Below are 22,577 nucleotides of genomic sequence, written 5' to 3'. Positions count from 1 at the left end.
TTCACCCCTTACATCGAGCGGTACCGCCCGCCGGACCGGTAGTTTGCTGCGCCGAACACCCGTATCCGGAGGTCCCGTTGAGCCCGTACAACCCGTCGTCGCCGCAGTGGCGCAAGCCGTCGCCGCTGGGTTTCGGGGTGGCCGTGGACGCGGTGAGCAATGTCGCCGCGCCGCTGCTGGCGGGGTTCGCCGTCGCCGCGATCGGGGTGGTGGCCGCGGACAGCGACAAGTTCCGCTGGCCCGGTCCCGTGCTGCTGTTCCTGACCCTGGCGGCCCTGCTCTTCGTCACCTGCGTGCAGTTCGGCTTCCACGCCCGCCGGCACCTGTACTCGTACGCCGACATCACCGCCTGGTGGACGGAGGAGGAGGTACGGGACCGCCGTGACCTGCTGCGCGAGGAGCAGGACCACGACTTCGAACTGTGGGACGGCTGGCGCCGCCGCACCTACGCGGCCTACAGCGGCGGTCTGATCACGCTGTGGCTGGGCGTGTCCCTGGTTCTGGTACCGCCCGCGCCGGGTACCACCCTGGACACACCGTTCCGCTGGGCGGCGGCCGTGGTCGCGGCGGGCGCGGCGGTGGGCGAGGCGGTGTGGAGCACGTATCCATCGATCAGCCGCCGGATGCGGCGGCGCCGACTGCTCCGGGGGGACGCATGACGGGCGGTGATCCGCGGGAGTGGTGGGGCGACTACGAGCGCGACAGGGCGGCACCACCGCCCGCCTCCGCCGACGGCGACTCTCCACCGGCTTTGCACCCCCAGGCGTACGGCGCCCCGCCGCCCCCGTCGGCGGCCTGCCCCGCCTGCCACCACACCTACCGGCACCAACCGGGTTGCCCCCTGGAGCCGCTGCCAGTGGACGACGCCGCCGCCCTCGGCCACGACGCCGCGCTCGCCCGCGTCCGCGCACGGGGCGGCGGATACCCCATGCCGGGCGCCCCGCCGCCCCCGTCGGCGGCCTGCCCCGCCTGCCACCACACCTACCGGCACCAATCGGGTTGCCCCCTGGAGCCGCTGCCGGTGGAGGAGGCGGCGGTACTCGGATACCGTGCCGCGTTCGCCCGCGTCACGTACCGCGCCACCGTGCCGCTATGCGGGCCGCCGCCGACGGATCTCTGTCCCGCCTGTCACCACAGGCACCGGCACCAGCATGGCTGCGAGCTGGCCGCGCTCACCGTGGCGGAAGCCTCCGTGCTTGGTCACCGCGCCGCCCTCAACCGCGCCCGCACCGCGGCCGACGACGGCGGACCGCAGACACCCCCCGGCGGACTGCGCGGCTGGCTGCGACGGCTGACCAGGAGGCGTTAGGGCGCGTGCCGCCCCCGGAAGCGGCGGCGCTCCCCGTCCCGCTCCCGCCCGGGCGGCTGGTCCGCCAGGCGGACGACCGGGTCGTCGGGGCCCTCGCGCCCGGCGACGACCGGGCAGTCGGCGCGGTCCGCCTTCGCGCGGTACTGCGCCGCGTCCGCGAGCCGGAACAGCCGGCGGGCGGAGCGGACCGGGCCGATCGGGTCGCCGGTGGAGGCCACCCCGCAGGCCACCCCGTCGCCCAGCTCCAGTACGGCGGCCCGGCGGCACAGCTCCCCGGCCGCCCCGACCACCGCGTCGGCCGGCGGTCCGACCGCGAGCAGACAGAACTCGTCACCGCCGAGCCGGGCCGCCAGCGTGCCCGGCAGCATCGCGCCGCACAGCGACAGGACCGAGCCGAAGCGTTCCAGGAGCCGGTCGCCGACGGCGTGCCCGTGGGTGTCGTTGACCCGTTTGAGGCCGTTGAGGTCGCAGACGACGAGGCTGACGACGACCCCGTCGCGGCGGTGGCGCTCCACCGCCTCGTCCAGGTGGGCGTCGACGGCACGGCGGTTGGCCAGGCCGGTCAGCGCGTCGGTGTAGGCCAGGCGCCGCGCCTCCTCCAGGCGCTCGGTCTGCGCGATCCCGGCGGCGACGACGGAGGCCAGGACGGTGGCGAAGTCGGCGTCGGCCCGTGCGAAGACGGGCTCCCCCACCGGCCGGGCCACGTACAGCTCGCCCCAGGCGCGGCCGTGCAGCACGATCGGGGCGACGACGCAGCAGCCGCGGCCCCGGCGGCGCAGGGCGGCGACGCGCTGATGGACGTAGCCGGGGCGCCCGGCCGCCGGACCCGCCGCCGTCTCCACCCAGGCGTCGGGCTCGCCGCCGCCGGCCCAGCGCTCGTGCAGGAACTCGGTGATCTCCGCGAACTGGTGCACCGGGTAGGACTCGTCCTCGGGGAACTCCTCCTCGCCCTCGGCCAGCTCCCCCACGTTGACCAGCACGCGCAGGCGGCCCAGCTCCCGTTCCCACACCGACAGCGCGGCGAAGCTGCCGCCCAGCGCCCGGCAGCCGCCGACGGCCGCCGCCCGCCACGCCTCCCGCAGGCCGTGCGCGGCGGCCATCCCCTGCGCCAGCGCGACGACGGCCGCGAGACGTCTGTCCTCACCCATTTCATCAGGTTAGGGACATACCAGGCAGGCCGCCGCCGGGGGAGCCGTCTCCCCGCTACTCCCCCGGCCAGTCCGGCTTCCGCTTCTCGTTGAACGCCGCCACGCCCTCCGCCCGGTCCCCCGAGAACGCCACCGTCCGCCACGCCGCGTCCTCGACCTCCAGGCCGGCCCGCAGGTCCAGCCCCTGTCCGAGCCGCAGGGCCCGCTTGGCGGCGCGCAGGCCGACCGGGGAGTTGGCCGCGATCCGGCCGGCCAGGGCCAGCGCCTCCTCCCGGTCCCGTCCCTCGTCCACCAGCCGGTCGACCAGGCCCAGCTCGCGCGCCTCCACCGCCTCCACCCGCCGCGCCGTGAAGACCAGCTCGGCGGCGCGCGCCGCCCCCACCCGGCGCGGCAGCAGCTGCGTACCGCCGCCCCCGGGGATCACCCCGACGGACACCTCGGGCAGCCCCACCACGGCCGTACGGTCGGCGACGATCACGTCGCAGGAGAGCGCCAGCTCGAAGCCGCCGCCCAGCGCGTACCCGTGCACGGCCGCGACCGCCGGCACCGGCAGCTCCAGCACGCCCGTGTACGCGCCCCGGGCGACCGGCCGCTGGCGCCGCAGGTCGGCGTCGCTGAGGGAGCCGCGCTCCTTGAGGTCGGCGCCGACGCAGAACGCCCGCTCATGGGTCGAGGTCAGCACCACCACCCGTACGGCCGGGTCCGCGCCCAGCGCCGCGCAGGCCGCGCCGATGGACCGGGCCATGCCGGTCGAGACGGCGTTCATGGCCTTGGGCCGGTCCAGCGCCAGTTCCGCGACGTGTCCGTCCGCGTGCCGCCGTACCAGCACCCACTCCCCGTACCGCTCCTCGCTCATGACACCCCTCCATCGAGACAGTCAGCGTGCTACGGCGAGGGCTCCCCCCGCCGGGTCAGCAGCCAGGGTTCGACGACCCCGAGTCCGCGCACCGGGCGCTGCCACATCGGCTGGAGCGCGAAGCGGTACGCCGGCGGCTCCTCGCCCTCCTTCTCCGCCGCCTCCGCCTCCGCCGCCGCCTCGGCCTCGGAGGCCGGCGCGTCCCCGGTGCGGATCAGCTCCTGCGCGAAGGCCGAGTCGACGAGGACGGCGTCGCGCGGCGCTATCGAGGTGAGCCGGGAGGCCAGGTTGACGGTGGTGCCGAAGACATCGCCCATCCGGGTGGTGACCGTGCCGAAGGCCATGCCGACCCGCAGCTCCGGCATCGTCTCGTCACCCGACATGGTCTCGATCAGCCGCAGGGCGATCTCGGCGGCCGTACCGGCGTCGTCCGCGGCGTAGAGGACCTCGTCGCCGAGGGTCTTGACCAGCCGGCCGCCGCGGGCGGCGATCAGGTCGGCGGCGGTGGTCTCGAACGCCTCGACCAGCTCGCCCAGCTCCTCCTCCTCCATCCGGCGGGTCAGCCGGGTGAAGCCGACCAGGTCGGCGAAGCCGACGGCCAGGCGCCGGTCGACCATCTCCTCGTCGTCGGTGGCCTGCACGACCCGCCCGGCGGAGGCGGCGAGCTGGCGCCGCCAGACGTAGACGAGGAACTCCTCCAGCTCCGGCAGCAGCAGCTCGACGATCGGGTACGTGACCTCGGTGCGGGTCATCCCCGGCTCCGGCGGCTCGGTCAGCCCCTCCAGGAAGGAGTCCATCTGCCACTCGGCCAGCCGGGCGGTGGTCTGCCCGGTGGACCGGGCCACCTGCACGGCCATCGCCTCGCTGAGCAGCCCCGCCTCCACCAGACCGGCCAGCCGCCGCAGGGCCAGCACGTCGGCCTCGGTGAGCGCCCTGGCCTGGCCGATGTCGGCGAAGCCCATGGCCCGCCAGAAACGGGAGGCCAGCTCCATGGAGACACCCGCGCTGCGGGCGGCCTGGAAGGGGGTGTAGCGGCGCCCGGCGCCCAGGATGAGCTGTTCCAGACGGAGCGCGAGCGGGTCGTCGCCGGAGTCGGCGGAGTCCACCTCGCCGTCCCCGTCCGTGCCGGAGCCCGTGTCGTCGACGGTCACGCCTGCTGCCTTCCGATCTGCCGCGGTCAGATATCGACCGGGCCCAACTTTACGACAGCTGTGGGCCAGCTCACTCCCGACGGCCGGCGCCCGCCGCGGCGGCGCCGCTACGCCGGCCGCAGGTGGACGATGTCCCCCGCGCCCACCGGTTCGCGCACCCCGTCCTCGGTGGCGAGCACCAGCCGGCCGTCGCCGTCCACGGCCACCGCCTCGCCGACCAGGTCGGTGCCGCCCGGCAGCTGGGCCCGTACGGTGCGGCCGAGCGTCGCGCACCCGGCGGCGTACGTCTCCTGGAGCCCCGAGGGGCCCGGGTCGCCGCCGGCCGCGCGCCAGCGCCCGTACCACTGCTCCAGCGACCGCAGCACGGCGCGCAGCAGCGGGTCGCGGTCGGTGCCGGCCGCGCCGGCCAGGGCCAGCGAGCCGGCGTTGGGGACCGGCAGCTCGTCGGCGCGCAGGGTGACGTTGACGCCGACGCCGACGACCACGCCGTCGGGTCCGGCCCGTTCCGCGAGGATGCCGCCGGCCTTGCGCTCCTGGCCGCCGACGGTGACGAGGACGTCGTTCGGCCACTTCAGGGCGGTGTCGACGCCGGCCGCGCGGGACAGCCCGGTGGCCACCGCGACCCCGGTGAGCAGCGGCAGCCAGCCCCAGCGGGCGACCGGGACCTCGGCGGGCGTCAGCAGGACGGAGAAGAACAGGCCCGAGCGGGCCGGTGCGGTCCACCGCCGGTCCAGGCGGCCCCGGGCGGCGCTCTGCTCCTCCGCGACCAGGACGGCGCCCTCCGCCGCCCGGCCGGCGGCGGCCCGTGCCACCAGGTCGGAGTTGGTGGAGCCGGTGCGCTGCACGACGTCCACCTCCCGCCACAGCCCGCCCGGCCGCACCAGGCCGCGCCGCAGGGCGGTGGCGTCGAGGGGCGGCCGGTCCAGGTCGGACCACCGGCTGCGGTTCCCGTCGCTCCTGCCGCTCCTACCGCTCCTGCCGCTCCTGTTGTCCCCGTCGCTCCTGTCGCTCCGGTTGCTCTCGTCGTTCCCGTGGTTCCGGTTGCTCTCGTCGTTCCCGTCGTTGCGGGCCGGGACATCTCGCGGCGTCATGCAAGCCACCCTAGGTGTGGCAAACGCCGCACTGCCGATCGGTAGGCGCCCCACTACGCTGCGATGAACAACCGACCCCTCAGTCGACCAGGCAGGGAGCCGCATCCCGATGTCCGAGCCGGAAGAGCAGCAGCCCGACCTCCACACGACCGCGGGCAAGCTCGCGGACCTGCGACGCCGTGTCGAGGAGGCGACGCACGCCGGTTCGCGGCGTGCCGTCGAGAAGCAGCACGCCAAGGGGAAGCTGACGGCCCGTGAGCGGATCGCCCTGCTCCTCGACGAGGACAGCTTCGTCGAGCTGGACGAGCTCGCCCGGCACCGCTCGACCAACTTCGGCCTGGCGGACAACCGCCCCTACGGCGACGGTGTCGTCACCGGCTACGGCACGGTCGACGGCCGCCCGGTCGCCGTCTTCTCCCAGGACTTCACCGTCTTCGGCGGCGCGCTGGGCGAGACGTACGGGCAGAAGATCTGCAAGGTGATGGACTTCGCGCTGAAGACCGGCTGCCCGGTCATCGGCATCAACGACTCCGGCGGCGCCCGCATCCAGGAGGGCGTGGCCTCGCTCGGCGCGTACGGCGAGATCTTCCGCCGCAACACCCACGCCTCCGGCGTCGTCCCGCAGATCAGCCTGGTCGTCGGCCCCTGCGCGGGCGGCGCGGTCTACTCCCCCGCGATCACCGACTTCACCGTCATGGTCGACCAGACGTCCCACATGTTCATCACCGGCCCGGACGTCATCAAGACGGTCACCGGCGAGGACGTCGGCTTCGAGGAGCTGGGCGGCGCCCGCACCCACAACACCGCCTCGGGCGTGGCCCACCACATGGCCGGCGACGAGAAGGACGCCATCGAGTACGTCAAGCAGCTGCTGTCGTACCTGCCGTCCAACAACCTCTCCGAGCCGCCCGCCTTCCCCGAGGAGGCCGACCTGACGGTGACGGACGAGGACCGCGAGCTGGACGTCATCGTCCCGGACTCCGCCAACCAGCCCTACGACATGCACGCGGTCGTCGAGCACGTCCTGGACGACGCGGAGTTCTTCGAGACGCAGGCGATGTTCGCGCCGAACATCCTCACCGGCTTCGGCCGCGTCGAGGGCCGCCCGGTCGGGATCGTCGCCAACCAGCCGATGCAGTTCGCCGGCTGCCTGGACATCGCCGCGAGCGAGAAGGCGGCCCGCTTCGTCCGCACCTGCGACGCCTTCAACGTCCCCGTCCTCACCTTCGTCGACGTCCCCGGCTTCCTGCCCGGCGTCGACCAGGAGCACGACGGCATCATCCGCCGCGGCGCCAAGCTGATCTACGCCTACGCGGAGGCGACGGTCCCCCTCATCACCGTCATCACCCGCAAGGCGTTCGGCGGCGCCTACGACGTGATGGGCTCCAAGCACCTGGGCGCCGACCTCAACCTGGCCTGGCCCACCGCGCAGATCGCCGTGATGGGCGCGCAGGGCGCGGTCAACATCCTGCACCGGCGTGCCATCGCCGAGGCCGACGACCCCGAGGCCGCCCGGACCCGCCTGATGCGGGAGTACGAGGACACCCTCCTCAACCCCTACACGGCCGCCGAGCGCGGCTACGTGGACGCCGTGATCATGCCGTCCGACACCCGCGCCCACCTCGTGCGCGGCCTGCGCCAGCTCCGCACCAAGCGCGAGTCCCTGCCCCCCAAGAAGCACGGCAACATCCCCCTCTGAGCCCTGTCCCTGTGAGGAGCCGCTGTGACCATCAAGGTCATACGGGGCAACCCGTCCCCGGAGGAACTGGCCGCCGCCCTGGCGGTCGTCAAGGCCCGCGCCACGGCGACGGCCCCCGAACCGCCCCCCGAGCCGGTGCGGGACGCCTGGTCCGACCCGTCGCGCATCGCGAGGACCGGACTGCCCCGCCCGGGCCCGGCGTCATGGGCCCGCACGTACTGGCCGGGCTGAGGGCGTCCGGCCGGCGGCGCGGGGAACCGCGCGCGGGGTCCCACGGCCGAGGGCGCCGATCTGAGTACCCCTACTCAGGCGCCCTCCCCCGTCAGGCCCCACGCTGGGGGCATGCTCTGGTCCGACCCCGACGACAAGCCGCCGAAGGAGCTGCGCGACGCGCAGGCCATGCTCCGGCGGCTCGGCCTGCTCATGGCCCTGGCCATGATCCTGGCGATGATCGTGATCTACACGAGGTGAAGCCCCCGTACCGGCGTGGCTAACCTGACCGCATGACTGATCAGCCCCGCCGTCTCGTCCTCGCCTCCCAGTCCCCCGCCCGGCTGGGCCTGCTCCGGCAGGCCGGACTCGCCCCCGAGGTGATCGTCAGCGGCGTCGACGAGGACGCCGTCAGCGCGCCGACCCCGGCCGAGCTGGCCCTCGCCCTGGCCGAGGCCAAGGCGTCCGTCGTGGCCGCCCGGCCCGAGGTGCGCGGCGCCCTGGTGATCGGCTGCGACTCGGTCCTCGACCTGGACGGCCGGGCCCTCGGCAAGCCCGCCGACGCCGAGGAGGCCACCGCCCGCTGGAAGGCGATGCGCGGCCGGGCCGGCACCCTCCAGACCGGGCACTGCGTCTGGGACACGGCCACCGGCCGGCACACCTCCGCCGTCGCCTCCACCGTCGTCCGCTTCGGCGACCCCAGCGACGCGGAGATCGCCGCCTACGTAGCCTCCGGCGAGCCGCTGCACGTCGCCGGGGCGTTCACCCTGGACGGCCGCTCGGCGCCGTTCGTCGACGGCATCGACGGCGACCACGGCAATGTGATCGGCCTCAGCCTGCCCCTGCTGCGCCGGCTCCTCGCGGACCTGGGCGTCGGCATCACGGACCTGTGGGCGCCGGCAAAGGGCTGACCCGGACGGGAGCCACGCCGGCAAAGGGCTGACCCGGACGGGAGCCACGCCGGCAAAGGGCTGACCCGGACGGGAGCCACGCCGGCGGCAAAGAAACATTGGGCCATTCGTAGGGACTCGACAAAGAAACGGAGTGGGGCGCAGCACGCTCTCACAGAGACCTTGACCACACCGGGCGGCTAGGGTTTGCCGGAGGAGTCCGCCGCACCCAGGTGCGACAAGGGCTTTCGCGGGTCGAGCGCGCCTCGAATCACACTCCGTGTGGGCAAGCTCACCGATGGGGACGGGTCGAAGGTCCGTGTCGGCAGTCCCTAAACTCGGCTTGTTTCAAGGAGGGAGCCTCAATCGTGCGCAAGGTGCTCATCGCCAACCGTGGCGAAATCGCTGTCCGCGTGGCCCGGGCGTGCCGGGACGCCGGGATCGCGAGCGTTGCCGTCTACGCCGACCCGGACCGGGACGCTCTGCACGTCCGCGCCGCGGATGAGGCGTTCGCCCTGGGCGGTGACACCCCGGCGAGCAGCTACCTGGACATCGGGAAGGTGCTGAAGGCCGCCAAGGAGTCCGGCGCGGACGCGGTCCACCCCGGCTACGGCTTTCTCTCGGAGAACGCCGAGTTCGCCCAGGCCGTGCTGGACGCCGGTCTGATCTGGATCGGCCCGCCGCCGCAGGCCATCCGCGACCTCGGTGACAAGGTCGCCGCCCGGCACATCGCCCAGCGTGCCGGCGCCCCGCTGGTCGCCGGCACGCCCGACCCGGTGAGCGGGGCCGACGAGGTCGTCGCGTTCGCCGAGGAGCACGGCCTGCCGATCGCCATCAAGGCGGCCTTCGGCGGCGGCGGACGCGGCCTGAAGGTGGCCCGCACCCTCGAAGAGGTCCCCGAGCTGTACGACTCGGCGGTCCGCGAGGCCGTGGCGGCGTTCGGGCGCGGGGAGTGCTTCGTGGAGCGCTACCTGGACAAGCCCCGGCACGTGGAGACCCAGTGCCTGGCCGACACCCACGGCAACGTGGTGGTCGTCTCCACCCGTGACTGCTCGCTGCAGCGCCGCCACCAGAAGCTGGTCGAGGAGGCCCCGGCGCCGTTCCTCTCCCAGGACCAGCTCGACCAGCTGTACTCCGCCTCCAAGGCGATCCTGAAGGAGGCCGGCTACGTCGGCGCCGGCACGGTCGAGTTCCTGGTCGGCCTCGACGGCACGATCTCCTTCCTGGAGGTCAACACCCGCCTCCAGGTCGAGCACCCGGTGACCGAGGAGGTCGCCGGCATCGACCTGGTGCGCGAGATGTTCCGCATCGCCGACGGCGAGGAACTGGGCTACGGCGACCCGGTGCTGCGCGGCCACTCCTTCGAGTTCCGCATCAACGGCGAGGACCCGGGGCGGGGCTTCCTCCCCGCCCCCGGCACCGTCACCGCCTTCGCCCCGCCGTCGGGCCCCGGCGTCCGGCTGGACGCGGGCGTGGAGTCCGGCTCGGTCATCGGCCCGGCGTGGGACTCCCTGCTCGCCAAGCTGATCGTCACCGGCCGCACCCGCAAGGAGGCCCTGGAGCGGGCCTCGCGGGCGCTGGAGGAGTTCACCGTCGAGGGCATGGCGACGGCCATCCCGTTCCACCGCGCGGTCGTCAGGGACCCGGCGTTCGCGCCGGAGCTGACCGGCTCCACCGACCCGTTCACGGTCCACACCCGCTGGATCGAGACCGAGTTCGTCAACGAGATCGAGCCGTTCACGGCCGGCGCCGGCGCGGACACCGACGAGGAGACGGCCGGCCGCGAGACGGTCGTCGTCGAGGTCGGCGGCAAGCGCCTGGAGGTCTCCCTGCCGTCGTCCCTGGGCATGTCCCTGGCCCGTACGGGCCTGGCGGCGGGCGCCAAGCCCAAGCGCCGGGCGGCGAGGAAGTCCGGCCCGGCGGTCTCCGGCGACTCCCTCACCTCGCCCATGCAGGGCACCATCGTCAAGGTCGCGGTGGAGGAGGGCCAGGAGGTCAAGGAGGGCGACCTGATCGTCGTCCTGGAGGCCATGAAGATGGAACAGCCGCTCAACGCCCACAAGTCGGGCACCGTCAAGGGCCTGGGCGCCGAGATCGGCGCGTCGGTCACGTCCGGTGCCGTGATCTGCGAGATCAAGGACTGACGTCCGAAGGGCTGACGTCCGAAGGGCTGACATCCATCAGGGGCATCCCCACGGCACGCACAGGGCGCCCGGCGGACCGCAGCGGTCGGTCCGCCGGGCGCCCTGTGCGTGCGACGCGGCGGACCCCACCGGCTCAGCGCCGCCGCAGATCGGCGACCCGGGACCGCTGTTCCGCCCCGGCGCCCTGGTCCAGCGCCGCGGCCGTGCGCAGTCCCGGACCCGCCCCGGGAGTCTGGCGGCGCGGGCCGGGCAGGGGCACGTCCCGGCGCTGCTGACGCGCCGGGCCGGCCTCATCCCCCGGGCCTGGCCGGCCCGCCGCTCCCCCCGGGGCACCGGCCACGGCGATCTGTACGCCCTGGTCGGCGAGGGCCTGGAGTTCGGCACCCGCGCGCTCGTCGTGACCGGGCGGCTCGTCCGTCACCAGGCGGGTGATCAGGTGCGTGGGCACGGTCTGGAACATCGTGTCGGTGCCCAGCTTGGTGTGGTCGGCCAGGACGACGACCTCGGCGGCGGCCTGCACCAGCGCCCGGTCGACGGAGGCCGAGAGCATGTTGGAGGTGGACAGCCCCCGCTCGGCGGTCAGCCCGCTGCCCGAGATGAAGGCCCGGGAGACCCGCAGCCCCTGGAGGGACTGCTCGGCACCGCTGCCGACGAGGGCGTAGTTGGACCCCCTCAGGGTGCCTCCGGTCATCACGACTTCCACCCGGTTGGCGTGGGCGAGCGCCTGGGCGACCAGCAGGGAGTTGGTGACCACGGTCAGGCCGGGCACCCTGGCGAGCCGGCGGGCCAGCTCCTGGGTGGTGGTTCCCGCCCCCACCACGACGGCCTCGCCCTCCTCCACGAGGCCCGCGGCGAGATCGGCGATGGCCGTCTTCTCGGCGGTCGCGAGATGGGACTTCTGCGGGAAGCCGGACTCCCGCGTGAAACCGCCCGGCAGCACCGCACCGCCGTGCCGGCGGTCGAGGAGTCCTTCTGCCTCCAGCGCGCGCACGTCCCGCCGTACGGTCACTTCGGAGGTCTGGACGACGCGGGCGAGTTCACGGAGCGACACGGCCCCGTTCGCTCGCACCATTTCGAGGATCAATTGGCGACGTTCTGCAGCGAACACGAAACTGACAGTAACCCCAGCGACCGTCTGCTTTCAGCAGTTTGCACTGAATAACAGAAGTTGTTCGCACCGCCCCACCGGAAGTGGTATAAGCCCGTGACCGGTCCGGTGACCGGAAGAGGCTGGAGGAGACCGGTGGGGCCCCGCGAGGAACCGGCACTGACCTGCGGGGAACCGCCCCGCGGGTCAGCCCTCCGCGCCGCTCTTGCGGGTGTGCAGCTGCCGTGCCACCTCGGCGATCGAGCCCGAAAGCGAGGGGTACACGGTGAAGGCGTTCGCGATCTGTTCGACCGTCAGATTGTTGTCGACGGCGATCGAGATGGGGTGGATCAGTTCCGAGGCGCGCGGCGCGACCACCACACCGCCCACCACGATCCCGGTCCCCGGCCGGCAGAAGATCTTGACGAAGCCGTCCCGGATGCCCTGCATCTTGGCGCGCGGGTTGCGCAGCAGCGGCAGCTTGACCACCCGGGCGTCGATCCTCCCGGCGTCCACGTCGGACTGCGAGTAGCCCACCGTGGCGATCTCGGGGTCGGTGAAGACGTTGGCGGAGACGGTCTTCAGGTTGAGCGGGGTGACCGCGTCGCCCAGGAAGTGGTACATGGCGATCCGGCCCTGCATGGCGGCGACCGACGCCAGTGCGAAGACGCCGGTCACGTCACCGGCGGCGTACACGCCCGGCGCGGAGGTCCGGGACACCTTGTCGGTCTTGATGTGCCCGGAGTCCTTGAGGGTGACCCCGGCCTCCTCCAGGCCCATGCCCTCGGTGTTGGGGATGGCGCCGACGGCCATCAGGCAGTGCGAGCCGGTGATCACCCGGCCGTCGGCGAGGGTGACCTCGACCCGGTCGCCGACCCGCTTGGCGGACTGGGCGCGCGAGCGGGCCATCACGTTCATGCCGCGCCGCCGGAAGACGTCCTCCAGGACGGCGGCGGCGTCCGGGTCCTCGCCGGGCAGCACCCGGTCGCGGGAGGAGACGAGGGTGACCCGGGAGCCGAGCGCCTGGTAGGCCCCGGCGAACTCGGCACCGGTGACACCCGACCCGACCACGATGAGCTCCTCGGGCAGCTCGTCGAGGTCGTAGACCTGGGTCCAGTTCAGGATGCGCTCGCCGTCGGGGCGGGCGTCGGGCAGCTCGCGCGGGTGACCGCCGGTCGCGATCAGCACGGCGTCGGCGGTCAGCGTCTCCTCGCTGCCGTCGGCGGCGCGCACCACGACCTTGCGCGACCCGTCCAGGGCCTGCATGCCCTCCAGGCGCCCGCGCCCGCGCATGACGCGCGCTCCGGCGCGCGTCACGGAGGCGGTGATGTCGTGCGACTGGGCGAGCGCGAGCCGCTTCACGCGCCGGTTGACCTTGCCGAGGTCCACGCCCACGACCCGGGCGGCCTGCTCGATGTGCGGGGTGTCGTCGGCGACGATGATGCCCAGCTCCTCGTAGGAGGAGTCGAAGGTGGTCATCACCTCGGCCGTGGCGATCAGGGTCTTCGACGGCACGCAGTCGGTGAGCACCGACGCCCCGCCCAGACCGTCGCAGTCGACGACGGTCACCTCCGCGCCGAGCTGTGCGGCGACCAGCGCCGCTTCGTATCCGCCGGGTCCGCCACCGATGATCACGATCCGAGTCACGTACTCCATTGTCCCGCACGCTTCGGGGGCGCACCGCCCGGGGGGCCCGCCCGATGCGCCCCTGCCATCCGGAAGACCCGTACCCTCTCCCCATGTCGCTCTACGCCGCGTACGCCGGCAACCTCGACGCGCGGCTGATGTCCCGCCGCGCCCCGCACTCGCCGCTGCGCGCCACCGGCTGGCTGAACGGGTGGCGGCTGACCTTCGGGGGCGAGCGGCTGGGCTGGGAGGGCGCGCTGGCCACGCTCGTCGAGGACCCGCTCCGCCAGGTCTTCGTCGCCCTGTACGACATCGCCCCGATGGACGAGGACCCGCTGGACCGGTGGGAGGGCGCGGGCCTGGACATCTACCGCCGCACCCGGGTCCGGGTCCACACCCTGGACGGCGAGGAGGGCGCCTGGACCTACGTCCTGAACGCCTACGAGGGCGGCCTCCCCTCGGCCCGCTACCTGGGCGAGCTGGCCGACGCCGCGGAGTCGGCGGGGGCGCCGCACGACTACGTGATGGAACTGCGCAAGCGGCCCTGCTGACGCCGGGGCCCCGGTCAGACACGGCGGCGCAACGATCGGGAACCGGCCGACCTCGTCATCTACGCGCGTAGGCCGGGACCGGCTACCCTCGTCCGCGTGAACGCATCTCTTCTTCCGGACGACCTCCAGGGCGACCCCTACGCCGCCGCCGACGCCGCCGCCGCCCGCCTGCGCGAGCTGACGGGCACCGAGACCCACGACGTCGCCCTCGTGATGGGCTCCGGCTGGGCCCCGGCGGTGGACGCCCTGGGCGCCCCCGAGGCCGAACTCCAGGTCACCGACCTGCCCGGTTTCCCGCCTCCGGCGGTCGAGGGCCACGGCGGCAAGATCCGCTCGTACCGCATCGGCGACCGCCGCGCCCTGGTCTTCCTGGGCCGCACCCACTACTACGAGGGTCACGGCGTGGCCTCCGTCGCCCACGGCGTGCGGACCGCCGTCGCGGCCGGCGCCAAGACGGTCGTCCTGACCAACGGCTGCGGCGGCCTGCGCCAGGGCATGCGCCCCGGCCAGCCGGTCCTGATCAGCGACCACATCAACCTCACGGCGGCCTCGCCCATCGTCGGGGCGAACTTCGTGGACCTCACCGACCTGTACTCGCCGCGGCTGCGGGCGCTGTGCAAGGAGGTCGACGCGACGCTGGAGGAGGGCGTGTACGCCCAGTTCCCCGGGCCGCACTACGAGACGCCGGCGGAGATCCGGATGGCCCGGGTGATCGGGGCGGACCTGGTGGGCATGTCGACCGTGCTCGAAGCGATCGCCGCGCGGGAGGCGGGGGCGGAGGTGCTGGGGATCTCCCTGGTCACCAACCTCGCCGCGGGGATGACCGGGGAGCCGCTCAACCACGAGGAGGTGCTGCGGGCCGGGCGGGACTCCGCGGCGCGGATGGGTTCGCTGCTGGGGCAGGTGCTGGGGCGCCTGTAGACGCCGCGCCGGGGCCCCGCCCTCCGGACCCCGGCCTTCGCCCGCCCACCACCCGCTTTACTGTCGGCCGAGAGGTGAACCGTTCGGCCGACCGAGCCGGGTGGTGGGCGGAGCCCCCGGAACGCGCCCCCCACCGCACCGCACCGAAAGGACTCCCGTGCACGCCGATGTCATCGCACAGGCCAGGACCTGGCTGGCCGAGGACCCCGACCCGGAGACCCGCGCCGAGCTCGCCGAGCTCATCGACAAGGAGGACGTCACCGCACTCGCCGCCCGTTTCTCCGGCACCCTCCAGTTCGGCACCGCCGGGCTCCGCGGCGAGCTGGGCGCCGGTCCGACGCGCATGAACCGCGCGGTCGTCATCCGCGCCGCCGCCGGACTCGCCGCGTACCTGAGGAAGCAGGGCCACGGGAACGGCCTCGTCGTCGTCGGCTACGACGCCCGGCACAAGTCGCTCGACTTCGCCCGTGACACCGCCGCCGTCATGACCGGCGCCGGTCTGCGCGCGGCCGTCCTGCCCCGCCCCCTGCCCACCCCCGTCCTCGCCTTCGCGATCCGGCACCTCGGCGCCGTCGCGGGCGTGGAGGTCACCGCCAGCCACAACCCGCCCCGCGACAACGGCTACAAGGTGTACCTCGGTGACGGCTCCCAGATCGTGCCCCCGGCGGACGCGGAGATCGCCGCCGAGATCGACGCCGTGCGGAGCCTGCACGACGTACCGCGGCCCGACTCCGGCTGGGAGACGCTCGACGACCGCGTCCTCGACGCCTACCTCGCCCGCACGGACGCCGTCCTCGCCCCCGGCTCCCCGCGGACGGCCCGTACCGTCTACACCCCGATGCACGGCGTCGGCCGGGACACCCTCCTCGCCGCCTTCGCCCGCGCCGGTTTCCCGGAACCCGTCCTCGTCGCCGAACAGGCCGACCCGGACCCGGACTTCCCGACCGTCGCCTTCCCCAACCCCGAGGAGCCCGGCGCGATGGACCTCGCCTTCGCGGCGGCCCGCGCGGCCGGCCCGGACCTGGTCATCGCCAACGATCCGGACGCCGACCGCTGCGCCGTGGCCGTGGAGGACGGGGACGGCTGGCGGATGCTGCGCGGCGACGAGGTCGGGGCGCTGCTCGCCGCCCACCTGGTGAACCGCGGAGCGACCGGCACCTTCGCGGAGTCGATCGTCTCCTCCTCCCTCCTCGCCCGCATCGCCGCGGAGGCCGGCCTGCCGCACACCGAGACCCTCACCGGCTTCAAGTGGATCGCCCGCGCCGAGGGCCTGCGCTACGGCTACGAGGAGGCGCTCGGCTACTGCGTCGACCCGGAGGGCGTGCGGGACAAGGACGGCATCACCGCCGCCCTCCTCGTCACCGAGCTGGCCTCCGTGCTCAAGGCGGAGGGACGTACCCTCCTCGACCTGCTCGACGACCTCGCCGTCGCGCACGGCCTGCACGCCACCGACCAGCTCTCGGTCCGGGTCGAGGAGCTCACCGTCATCGCCGACGCCATGCGCCGGCTGCGGGAGCGTCCGCCGGCCGCGCTGGGGGGCCTGCCGGTCGTGCGGAGCGAGGATCTGGCGCGGGGGGGCGCGGGACTGCCGCCGACGGACGGGCTGCGGTACACCCTGGACGGGGCCCGCGTCATCGTCCGGCCCAGCGGCACCGAGCCCAAGCTCAAGTGCTACCTGGAGGTGGTCGTCCCGGTCGCCGGCCGGGCCGGTCTGCCCGCGGCCCGGGCCGGGGCGGCCGAGCTGCTGGCGGAGATCAAGCGGGACCTGTCCGCCGCGGCCGGTCTCTGAGCCCCCACCGCCCTTCTTCCACCGGCTGCCGGCCCGTCGCACGCGCCCCGCGCGTCCATCACGGTCACGGCCGCCGCACGGTGGAGCGGAGCGCGAACGTTTCCGCCCCGCCGTCCTCTCCGCGGTCCCGCGAGAGGGCCTCCGGCCTCCGGGCCGGGCCCGGCATGACTGCCGCCCCCTGTCGAACAGACGCCCTGGGGGCGGCGTCACCGGGCCCGGGAAGTGTCCGTCGGAGACGCTGACGAGCGGTGCCTCGGCGAAGGACACACAGGCCTCCGGCGGAGGCGTTCGCGCCGACGTCCCGCCGTCCCCTTCGCACCGCGGGGCGCCCAGCCCTGGGCCGGGGACGGCCCCCTGGCCCGCCCCCGGCCTTTTCCGGGTCAGGGTCCGGGGCCAGAGCAGAGGCCGGGGCCAGGGCCAGGGCAGGGGCAGGGGCCGGGACCGGGGCAGGAGCCGGGGCCAGGACAGAGGCCGGGACCAGGGCAGGAGCCGGGACCGGGGCAGGAGCCGGGACCAGGGCAGGAGCCGGGACCAGGGCAGGAGCCGGGACCAGGACAGAGGCCAGGGCCGGGGCAGGAGCCGGGGCCGGGGCAGGAGCCGAGGCCAGGACAGAGGCCAGGACCAGGACAGGAGCCGAGGCCAGGACAGAGGCCAGGACCAGGACAGGAGCCGAGGCCAGGACAGAGGCCAGGACCAGGACAGGAGCCGGGACCGGGGCCAGGGCAAGGGCCAGGGCTGGGCCCAAGGCCAGGGCCAGGGCCAAGGCAGGGGCCAGGACCGGGGCCAGGACCGGGGCCAGGACCGGGGCCAGGACCGGGGCCAGGACCGGGGCCAGGGCAAAGTCCGGGACCGGGACCGGGGCCGGGGCCAGGACCGGGGCCGGGGCCAGGACCGGGGCCAGGACCGGGGCCAGGGCAAGATCCGGGGTCGGGGCCGGGGCCGGGGGCTCGGCCGGGCGTGGTCGGCTCCTCGGCCGACGGGGAGGCGCCGCCGGAGGCAGTCGCCTCGGACGAGGGCACGGGCGAATCCCGCCGACCGCACCCGGAGCGCCCCTACACGGACGACATCCGCCAGGTTCCCGAAGGCGCCGGTGCCGTCGTGCCGGTCACCGAGCGGCCGCGGTCCCCTTGGGCCCCCGGTCTGCCCGCCGTCGCCGCGGGTCGGGCCCGCCGGCCTGTCCTGGCCGACGTGCGCGCTGTCGTCGGCACGTGCCTGCGGACACGGAACGGCTGGACTGTCCGCCAGCTCGGCCGTCCCGTCCAGTACCCCCGCCCGGTACCCCCGCCCTGACGCCTCCGGCAACCGCCGGGACAGAGGGGGGAACGGACACGAAGCACTCCTGGCAAGAGTGGCGGGAAGGGACACCGCGCCCGCAGCACATGTGCTTGGTACGGGGCGGTGAGCAGTGGCGCCTCCGCTGTCATCACCCCGCTCAGATGAGCGGAGTGAGTACAGATCAGCGGCGACTGTTCGCTTTTCCTGCCTCCACCCCTGTCCCGCCCGTCGCCCCGGGCGGCGGTGACGACGGACAGGGAGCGGACGGCGCGGGGCCGGTGAGCGGCGGCCTCGCCCTTGTCATCCCCCGGCGGAGGTCGGCCGCCGGCCGGCAGCGCCTCCGGCCTCGGCGGTGCGAGCACGCCCACCGTCGCGGCTCACGGCGCGTCCCCCCTCAACACCTCAACACCTGGAACGGCCCCACCCGCCCCGGCAGCCAACCACCCGACACCCACCAAGCCGACGTCCGGTCACCCGACACCCACCAACCCGGCGACCGATCACCCGACACCCGGCAACCAGCCACCCGACACCCGCCAAGCCGGCATCCGGTCACCCGACACCCACCAACCCGGCGACCGATCACCCGACACCCAGCCACCGGCGCCCGGTCACCCGACGCCGAGCAGTACCGCCAGCAGCACCGCGCCGGCCGCCGCCGGTGCGAGGATCTCGTAGGCCCAGCGCACCGTCACGTCCCCCTCGTCCCCCTGGTCCGCCCGGGCATGCTCCCGCGCCTGGAGCAGGGAACGCAGCTCGTCCATCACCTTGTCGGTCTCCGCCCGCACCGGCCCGTCCGCGATCCCGGCGGCGGCCGTCCGCTGTCCGGTGAGCCCGAACCCGCCGCGCCCGGCCGCGTCCCGGCCCTCGCCCGCGGTCCGCCGCGCCTCGCGCCGGGCCGCCTTCTTGCGGGCGCGCAGCGAGACGGGGACGGCCCACAGCTGGTACTTGGTCCCGGAGTCGGCGACGACCTCGTTGGAGTAGCCGGAGCGCAGCGAGGCGACCCGCCCCCAGGGCAGCACGACGACGCGCAGCGGGTTGCGCACCCGCAGCCGGTCCTCGTCCGCGAAGACGGCCGGGCGCAGGGTGTAGGCGACCACCAGCGGCACCACCAGCAGCATCGTGGCCAGCGCCAGCCAGGGGGTGCGGCCCTCGCCCGCGACCACCGCGTCGAGGCCCAGCCACAGGACGACGGCGAGCAGCAGCACCCCGCCGGCGATGCCCGCGGGCGACCGGTAGACCCGGTCCTTGGACTCGGGCGCCGGGGGCTGCGGCGGGGGCGAGGGATGCTCCGGGGTCGTCATGTGCCGATTGTGCCCGACGCGCCTCGCACGGATCGGTCCCGGCCCGGGGGCTGTACAGCCGCTACGCGCGTAGATATGCTCGGCTGGTGACCATGCCCACCACTGCACCCGCCCCCGGATTCGCCGGCGTCACCGCGTCCGACGGCACGCTGCGCCGCTTCCTGCACGGACTGCCCGGCGTCGACGCGGTCGGCCTCCAGGCCCGGGCCGCCGCGCTCGGCACCCGCTCGATCAAGACCACCGCGAAGGCGTACGCCCTCGACCTCGCCATCTCGATGGTCGACCTGACGACGCTGGAGGGCGCGGACACCCCCGGCAAGGTCCGGGCGCTCGGCGCCAAGGCGGTCCGCCCCGACCCCACCGACCGCGCCACCCCGTCGACCGCCGCCGTCTGCGTCTACCCGGACATGGTGCCGGCCGCCAAGGAGGCCGTGGCCGGTTCCGGCGTCAAGGTCGCCTCGGTGGCCACCGCGTTCCCGGCCGGCCGCGCCTCCCTCGCCGTCAAGCTGGCCGACGTGCGCGAGGCGGTGGCGGCGGGCGCCGACGAGGTCGACATGGTCATCGACCGGGGGGCGTTCCTCGCGGGGAACTACCTCAAGGTGTACGAGGAGATCACGGCCGTGAAGGAGGCGTGCGGCACGGCCGCCCGCCTCAAGGTCATCTTCGAGACCGGCGAGCTGTCGACGTACGACAACATCCGCCGCGCGAGCTGGCTCGGCATGCTGGCGGGCGCCGACTTCATCAAGACGTCGACCGGCAAGGTGGCCGTCAACGCCACGCCCGCCAACACCCTGCTGATGCTGGAGGCGGTGCGGGACTTCCGGGCCGCCACCGGCGTCCAGGTCGGCGTGAAGCCGGCCGGCGGCATCCGGACGGCCAAGGACGCAGTGAAGTTCCTGGTCCTGGTCAACGAGACGGCCGGCGCGGACTGGCTGGACAGCCACTGGTTCCGCTTCGGCGCCTCCTCCCTCCTGAACGACCTGCTGATGCAGCGTCAGAAGCTGGCCACGGGCCGCTACTCCGGTCCCGACTACGTGACGGTGGACTGATCACCATGGCACCTGTTTTCGAGTACGCCCCGGCGCCCGAGTCGCGCGCGGTCGTCGACATCGCGCCCTCCTACGGCCTGTTCATCGACGGGGAGTTCGCCGAGGCGGCCGGGGGCAAGGTCTTCAAGACCGTCTCCCCCGCCACCGAGGAGGTCCTCTCCGAGGTCGCCGAGGCCGGTGAGGAGGACGTCGACCGCGCCGTCCGGGCCGCCCGCAAGGCGTTCGAGAAGTGGTCGGCGCTGCCCGGCTCCGAGCGCGCGAAGTACCTGTTCCGCATCGCCCGCGTCATCCAGGAGCGCAGCCGCGAGCTGGCCGTCCTGGAGACGCTGGACAACGGCAAGCCGATCAGGGAGACCCGCGACACCGACCTCCCCCTGGTCGCCGCGCACTTCTTCTACTACGCGGGCTGGGCCGACAAGCTGGAGCACGCGGGCTTCGGCGCCGACCCGAAGCCGCTCGGCGTCGCGGGCCAGGTCATCCCCTGGAATTTCCCCCTCCTGATGCTGGCGTGGAAGATCGCCCCGGCGCTGGCGACCGGCAACACGGTGGTGCTGAAGCCCGCCGAGACCACCCCGCTCTCCGCCCTGTTCTTCGCGGACGTCTGCCGCCAGGCCGGCCTGCCTCGCGGCGTGGTCAACATCGTCACCGGCGACGGCCGTACCGGCGCCGCCCTGGTCGCCCACCCTGGCGTCGACAAGGTCGCCTTCACCGGCTCCACGGCCGTCGGCAAGGAGATCGCCCGCACGGTCGCCGGCACCCGCAAGAAGCTCACGCTGGAGCTGGGCGGCAAGGGCGCCAACATCGTCTTCGACGACGCTCCGGTCGACCAGGCCGTCGAGGGCATCGTCAGCGGCATCTTCTTCAACCAGGGCCAGGTCTGCTGCGCGGGCAGCCGGCTGCTGGTCCAGGAGTCGCTCCACGACGAACTCCTCGACCGCCTCAAGCGGCGCCTGACCACCCTGCGCCTGGGCGACCCGCTGGACAAGAACACCGACATCGGCGCGATCAACTCCGCCGAGCAGCTGGCCCGGATCACCGCGCTGGCCGACCTGGGCGAGGCGGAGGGCGCCGAGCGCTGGTCCCCGGCCTGCGAACTCCCCGCCTCCGGCTACTGGTTCGCCCCGACCCTGTTCACCGGCGTCACCCAGGCGCACACCATCGCCCGCGACGAGATCTTCGGCCCGGTCCTGTCGGTGCTGACCTTCCGTACGCCCGACGAGGCGGTCGCCAAGGCCAACAACACGCCGTACGGCCTGTCGGCGGGCGTCTGGACGGAGAAGGGCTCGCGCATGCTGGCGGTGGCGAGCAGGCTCCGCGCGGGCGTGATCTGGTCCAACACGTTCAACAAGTTCGACCCGGCCTCGCCGTTCGGCGGCTACAAGGAGTCGGGCTTCGGCCGCGAGGGCGGTCGTCACGGCCTGGAGGCGTACCTCGATGTCTGACCGACTGAGTGTCCTGAAGACCTACAAGCTGTACGTCGGCGGGAAGTTCCCGCGTTCGGAGAGCGGCCGGGTGTACGAGGTGTCTGACGCGCAGGGCAAGTGGCTGGCGAACGCTCCTCTCTCCTCCCGCAAGGACGCCCGGGACGCGGTGGTGGCCGCCCGGAAGGCGTTCGGCGGCTGGTCCGGCGCGACGGCGTACAACCGGGGCCAGGTGCTGTACCGGGTCGCGGAGATGCTGGAGGGACGCAGGGACCAGTTCGTCCGTGAGGTGGCCGACGCCGAGGGCCTGTCCGAGTCCGAGGCGGCCGAGCAGGTGGACGCCGCGATCGACCGCTGGGTCTGGTACGCGGGCTGGACCGACAAGATCGCCCAGGTGGCGGGCGGCGCCAACCCGGTGGCGGGCCCGTACTTCAACCTCTCCTCCCCCGAGCCGACCGGCGTGGTCGCGGTCCTGGCCCCGCAGGGGTCCTCGCTCCTGGGCCTGGTCTCGGTCGTCGCCCCGGTGATCGCGACGGGCAGCACGGCGGTCGTGGTCGTCGCCGAGAAGTGCCCCCTGCCCGCCCTCTCCCTGGGCGAGGTCCTGGCCACCTCCGACGTCCCCGGCGGAGTCGTCAACCTCCTCTCCGGCCGTACGGCGGAGATCGCCCCCACCCTCGCCGCCCACCAGGACGTCAACGCGATCGACCTCGCGGGCGCGGAGGGGGAACTGGCGACGGAACTGGAGACCGCCGCGGCGGACAACCTCAAGCGCGTCCTGCGTCCACAGCCTGTGGACGACTGGACGGCGACTCCGGACCTGAAGCGCCTGACCGCCTTCCTGGAGACGAAGACGGTGTGGCATCCGACGGGGGCGCTGGGGGTCTCCGGGTCGTCGTACTGACCGGTGTACTGGCCGGCGAACCGACTGCTGTGCTGTCCGGCTTACTGACCGGCGGTCCGCCCGGACCCGGGGAAGAGGTGATCCGGTGCGCCGGACAGCGGTCCGGGGCAGTCGTCGCCCCGTGACCGGGATCGCCGTCAGCACCGCCCGTGCGC

General features: G+C 74.0%; 20 protein-coding genes. 13 read left to right on the top strand and 7 right to left on the bottom strand.

The genetic code is table 11. The features are described from left to right. Positions 1-77 precede the first annotated feature (77 nt). Together ACY1JF_RS21010 and ACY1JF_RS21005 are read left to right on the top strand one after the other, a co-directional pair. Positions 78-659 carry a hypothetical protein gene (locus tag ACY1JF_RS21010; RefSeq protein ID WP_462706713.1) on the top strand — a complete coding sequence of 194 codons (582 nt, stop codon included), beginning with the start codon at positions 78-80 and terminating at the stop codon, positions 657-659. Continuing rightward, a complete protein-coding gene (locus ACY1JF_RS21005; protein ID WP_462706712.1) occupies positions 656-1,309 on the top strand; it encodes a hypothetical protein in 654 nt (217 codons plus the stop codon). Before ACY1JF_RS21010 ends, ACY1JF_RS21005 begins: the two co-directional genes overlap by 4 nt. On the opposite strand, the gene ACY1JF_RS21000 is transcribed toward ACY1JF_RS21005, so the two are convergent. The 4 genes from ACY1JF_RS21000 to ACY1JF_RS20985 form a co-directional block, all read right to left on the bottom strand. Next, positions 1,306-2,457, bottom strand: coding sequence for a GGDEF domain-containing protein (locus tag ACY1JF_RS21000; RefSeq protein ID WP_462706711.1), 1,152 nt, complete (start codon positions 2,455-2,457; stop codon positions 1,306-1,308). The genes ACY1JF_RS21005 and ACY1JF_RS21000 overlap by 4 nt on opposite strands. Positions 2,458-2,512: 55 nt before the next feature. Then, positions 2,513-3,313, bottom strand: coding sequence for an enoyl-CoA hydratase/isomerase family protein (locus tag ACY1JF_RS20995; protein WP_462706710.1), 801 nt, complete (start codon positions 3,311-3,313; stop codon positions 2,513-2,515). 29 nt (positions 3,314-3,342) lie between these two features. Next, entirely contained in the window at positions 3,343-4,464 is a 1,122-nt protein-coding gene (locus tag ACY1JF_RS20990; protein ID WP_462706709.1) for an adenylate/guanylate cyclase domain-containing protein, read from the bottom strand. 107 nt (positions 4,465-4,571) lie between these two features. After that, a complete protein-coding gene (locus tag ACY1JF_RS20985; RefSeq protein WP_462706708.1) occupies positions 4,572-5,555 on the bottom strand; it encodes a biotin--[acetyl-CoA-carboxylase] ligase in 984 nt (327 codons plus the stop codon). A 109-nt stretch (positions 5,556-5,664) separates the two neighbouring features. On the opposite strand from ACY1JF_RS20985, the gene ACY1JF_RS20980 reads away from it, so the two are divergent. The 5 genes from ACY1JF_RS20980 to ACY1JF_RS20960 all read left to right on the top strand — a co-directional run bounded on the left by ACY1JF_RS20980 (position 5,665) and on the right by ACY1JF_RS20960 (position 10,498). Beyond that, positions 5,665-7,254 carry an acyl-CoA carboxylase subunit beta gene (locus tag ACY1JF_RS20980; protein ID WP_462706707.1) on the top strand — a complete coding sequence of 530 codons (1,590 nt, stop codon included), beginning with the start codon at positions 5,665-5,667 and terminating at the stop codon, positions 7,252-7,254. Positions 7,255-7,278: 24 nt separating this feature from the next. Beyond that, the gene (locus ACY1JF_RS20975) at positions 7,279-7,485 is read left to right on the top strand and encodes an acyl-CoA carboxylase epsilon subunit (protein ID WP_462706706.1); all 207 of its coding nucleotides are present in this window, start codon (positions 7,279-7,281) and stop codon (positions 7,483-7,485) included. A gap of 111 nt (positions 7,486-7,596) precedes the next feature. Continuing rightward, positions 7,597-7,725 (top strand): morphogenic membrane protein MmpB, encoded by a 129-nt coding sequence (gene mmpB, locus ACY1JF_RS20970; protein ID WP_462706705.1) that lies wholly within the window; start codon positions 7,597-7,599, stop codon positions 7,723-7,725. 32 nt (positions 7,726-7,757) lie between these two features. Further along, positions 7,758-8,375, top strand: a complete 618-nt coding sequence (locus ACY1JF_RS20965; protein ID WP_462706704.1) for a nucleoside triphosphate pyrophosphatase — start codon at positions 7,758-7,760, stop codon at positions 8,373-8,375. A 347-nt stretch (positions 8,376-8,722) separates the two neighbouring features. Continuing rightward, positions 8,723-10,498, top strand: a complete 1,776-nt coding sequence (locus ACY1JF_RS20960; protein WP_462706703.1) for an acetyl/propionyl/methylcrotonyl-CoA carboxylase subunit alpha — start codon at positions 8,723-8,725, stop codon at positions 10,496-10,498. Between the two features lie 133 nt (positions 10,499-10,631). Here ACY1JF_RS20960 and ACY1JF_RS20955 read toward each other — a convergent pair whose 3' ends face one another. Beyond that, entirely contained in the window at positions 10,632-11,606 is a 975-nt protein-coding gene (locus ACY1JF_RS20955; RefSeq protein WP_462706702.1) for a DeoR/GlpR family DNA-binding transcription regulator, read from the bottom strand. A 186-nt stretch (positions 11,607-11,792) separates the two neighbouring features. Then, positions 11,793-13,241 (bottom strand): NAD(P)H-quinone dehydrogenase, encoded by a 1,449-nt coding sequence (locus tag ACY1JF_RS20950; protein WP_462706701.1) that lies wholly within the window; start codon positions 13,239-13,241, stop codon positions 11,793-11,795. A gap of 83 nt (positions 13,242-13,324) precedes the next feature. Between ACY1JF_RS20950 and ACY1JF_RS20945 the strand changes: the two genes are divergently transcribed. The 3 genes from ACY1JF_RS20945 (at position 13,325) to ACY1JF_RS20935 (ending at position 16,472) form a co-directional block, all read left to right on the top strand. Then, positions 13,325-13,762, top strand: coding sequence for a gamma-glutamylcyclotransferase (locus tag ACY1JF_RS20945; RefSeq protein ID WP_462706700.1), 438 nt, complete (start codon positions 13,325-13,327; stop codon positions 13,760-13,762). Between the two features lie 96 nt (positions 13,763-13,858). Continuing rightward, complete coding sequence (locus ACY1JF_RS20940) at positions 13,859-14,683, top strand: purine-nucleoside phosphorylase (RefSeq protein ID WP_462706699.1); 825 nt, start codon at positions 13,859-13,861, stop codon at positions 14,681-14,683. Between the two features lie 157 nt (positions 14,684-14,840). Beyond that, complete coding sequence (locus tag ACY1JF_RS20935; protein ID WP_462706698.1) at positions 14,841-16,472, top strand: phospho-sugar mutase; 1,632 nt, start codon at positions 14,841-14,843, stop codon at positions 16,470-16,472. A gap of 1,886 nt (positions 16,473-18,358) precedes the next feature. Here the strand turns inward: ACY1JF_RS20935 and ACY1JF_RS20930 are convergent. Continuing rightward, entirely contained in the window at positions 18,359-19,051 is a 693-nt protein-coding gene (locus ACY1JF_RS20930; protein ID WP_462706697.1) for a PH domain-containing protein, read from the bottom strand. Between the two features lie 92 nt (positions 19,052-19,143). Here ACY1JF_RS20930 and deoC point away from each other — a divergent pair, with 92 nt between their 5' ends. The 3 genes from deoC to ACY1JF_RS20915 are packed head-to-tail and all read left to right on the top strand — an operon-like array spanning position 19,144 to position 22,422. Continuing rightward, positions 19,144-20,100, top strand: coding sequence for a deoxyribose-phosphate aldolase (gene deoC, locus ACY1JF_RS20925; protein WP_462706696.1), 957 nt, complete (start codon positions 19,144-19,146; stop codon positions 20,098-20,100). Positions 20,101-20,105: 5 nt separating this feature from the next. Beyond that, a complete protein-coding gene (locus tag ACY1JF_RS20920) occupies positions 20,106-21,542 on the top strand; it encodes an aldehyde dehydrogenase family protein (RefSeq protein WP_462706695.1) in 1,437 nt (478 codons plus the stop codon). After that, positions 21,535-22,422, top strand: coding sequence for an aldehyde dehydrogenase family protein (locus tag ACY1JF_RS20915; RefSeq protein WP_462706694.1), 888 nt, complete (start codon positions 21,535-21,537; stop codon positions 22,420-22,422). Before ACY1JF_RS20920 ends, ACY1JF_RS20915 begins: the two co-directional genes overlap by 8 nt. Positions 22,423-22,577 lie beyond the last annotated feature (155 nt).

It is taken from the genome of Streptomyces sp. SYSU D01066-1 (assembly GCF_054956795.1).
This window is presented reverse-complemented; position numbering and strand designations above follow the sequence as displayed.

Excerpts from the sequence above, each read along its gene's own strand:
- ACY1JF_RS21005 (WP_462706712.1), top strand. The coding sequence starts at position 656 with ATGACGGGCGGTGATCCGCGGGAGTGGTGGGGCGACTACGAGCGCGAC.
- ACY1JF_RS21000 (WP_462706711.1), bottom strand. The coding sequence starts at position 2,457 with ATGGGTGAGGACAGACGTCTCGCGGCCGTCGTCGCGCTGGCGCAGGGG.
- ACY1JF_RS20995 (WP_462706710.1), bottom strand. The coding sequence starts at position 3,313 with ATGAGCGAGGAGCGGTACGGGGAGTGGGTGCTGGTACGGCGGCACGCG.
- ACY1JF_RS20985 (WP_462706708.1), bottom strand. The coding sequence starts at position 5,555 with ATGACGCCGCGAGATGTCCCGGCCCGCAACGACGGGAACGACGAGAGC.
- ACY1JF_RS20980 (WP_462706707.1), top strand. The coding sequence starts at position 5,665 with ATGTCCGAGCCGGAAGAGCAGCAGCCCGACCTCCACACGACCGCGGGC.
- mmpB (WP_462706705.1), top strand. The coding sequence starts at position 7,597 with ATGCTCTGGTCCGACCCCGACGACAAGCCGCCGAAGGAGCTGCGCGAC.
- ACY1JF_RS20965 (WP_462706704.1), top strand. The coding sequence starts at position 7,758 with ATGACTGATCAGCCCCGCCGTCTCGTCCTCGCCTCCCAGTCCCCCGCC.
- ACY1JF_RS20950 (WP_462706701.1), bottom strand. The coding sequence starts at position 13,241 with ATGGAGTACGTGACTCGGATCGTGATCATCGGTGGCGGACCCGGCGGA.
- ACY1JF_RS20945 (WP_462706700.1), top strand. The coding sequence starts at position 13,325 with ATGTCGCTCTACGCCGCGTACGCCGGCAACCTCGACGCGCGGCTGATG.
- ACY1JF_RS20930 (WP_462706697.1), bottom strand. The coding sequence starts at position 19,051 with ATGACGACCCCGGAGCATCCCTCGCCCCCGCCGCAGCCCCCGGCGCCC.
- deoC (WP_462706696.1), top strand. The coding sequence starts at position 19,144 with ATGCCCACCACTGCACCCGCCCCCGGATTCGCCGGCGTCACCGCGTCC.
- ACY1JF_RS20920 (WP_462706695.1), top strand. The coding sequence starts at position 20,106 with ATGGCACCTGTTTTCGAGTACGCCCCGGCGCCCGAGTCGCGCGCGGTC.
- ACY1JF_RS20915 (WP_462706694.1), top strand. The coding sequence starts at position 21,535 with ATGTCTGACCGACTGAGTGTCCTGAAGACCTACAAGCTGTACGTCGGC.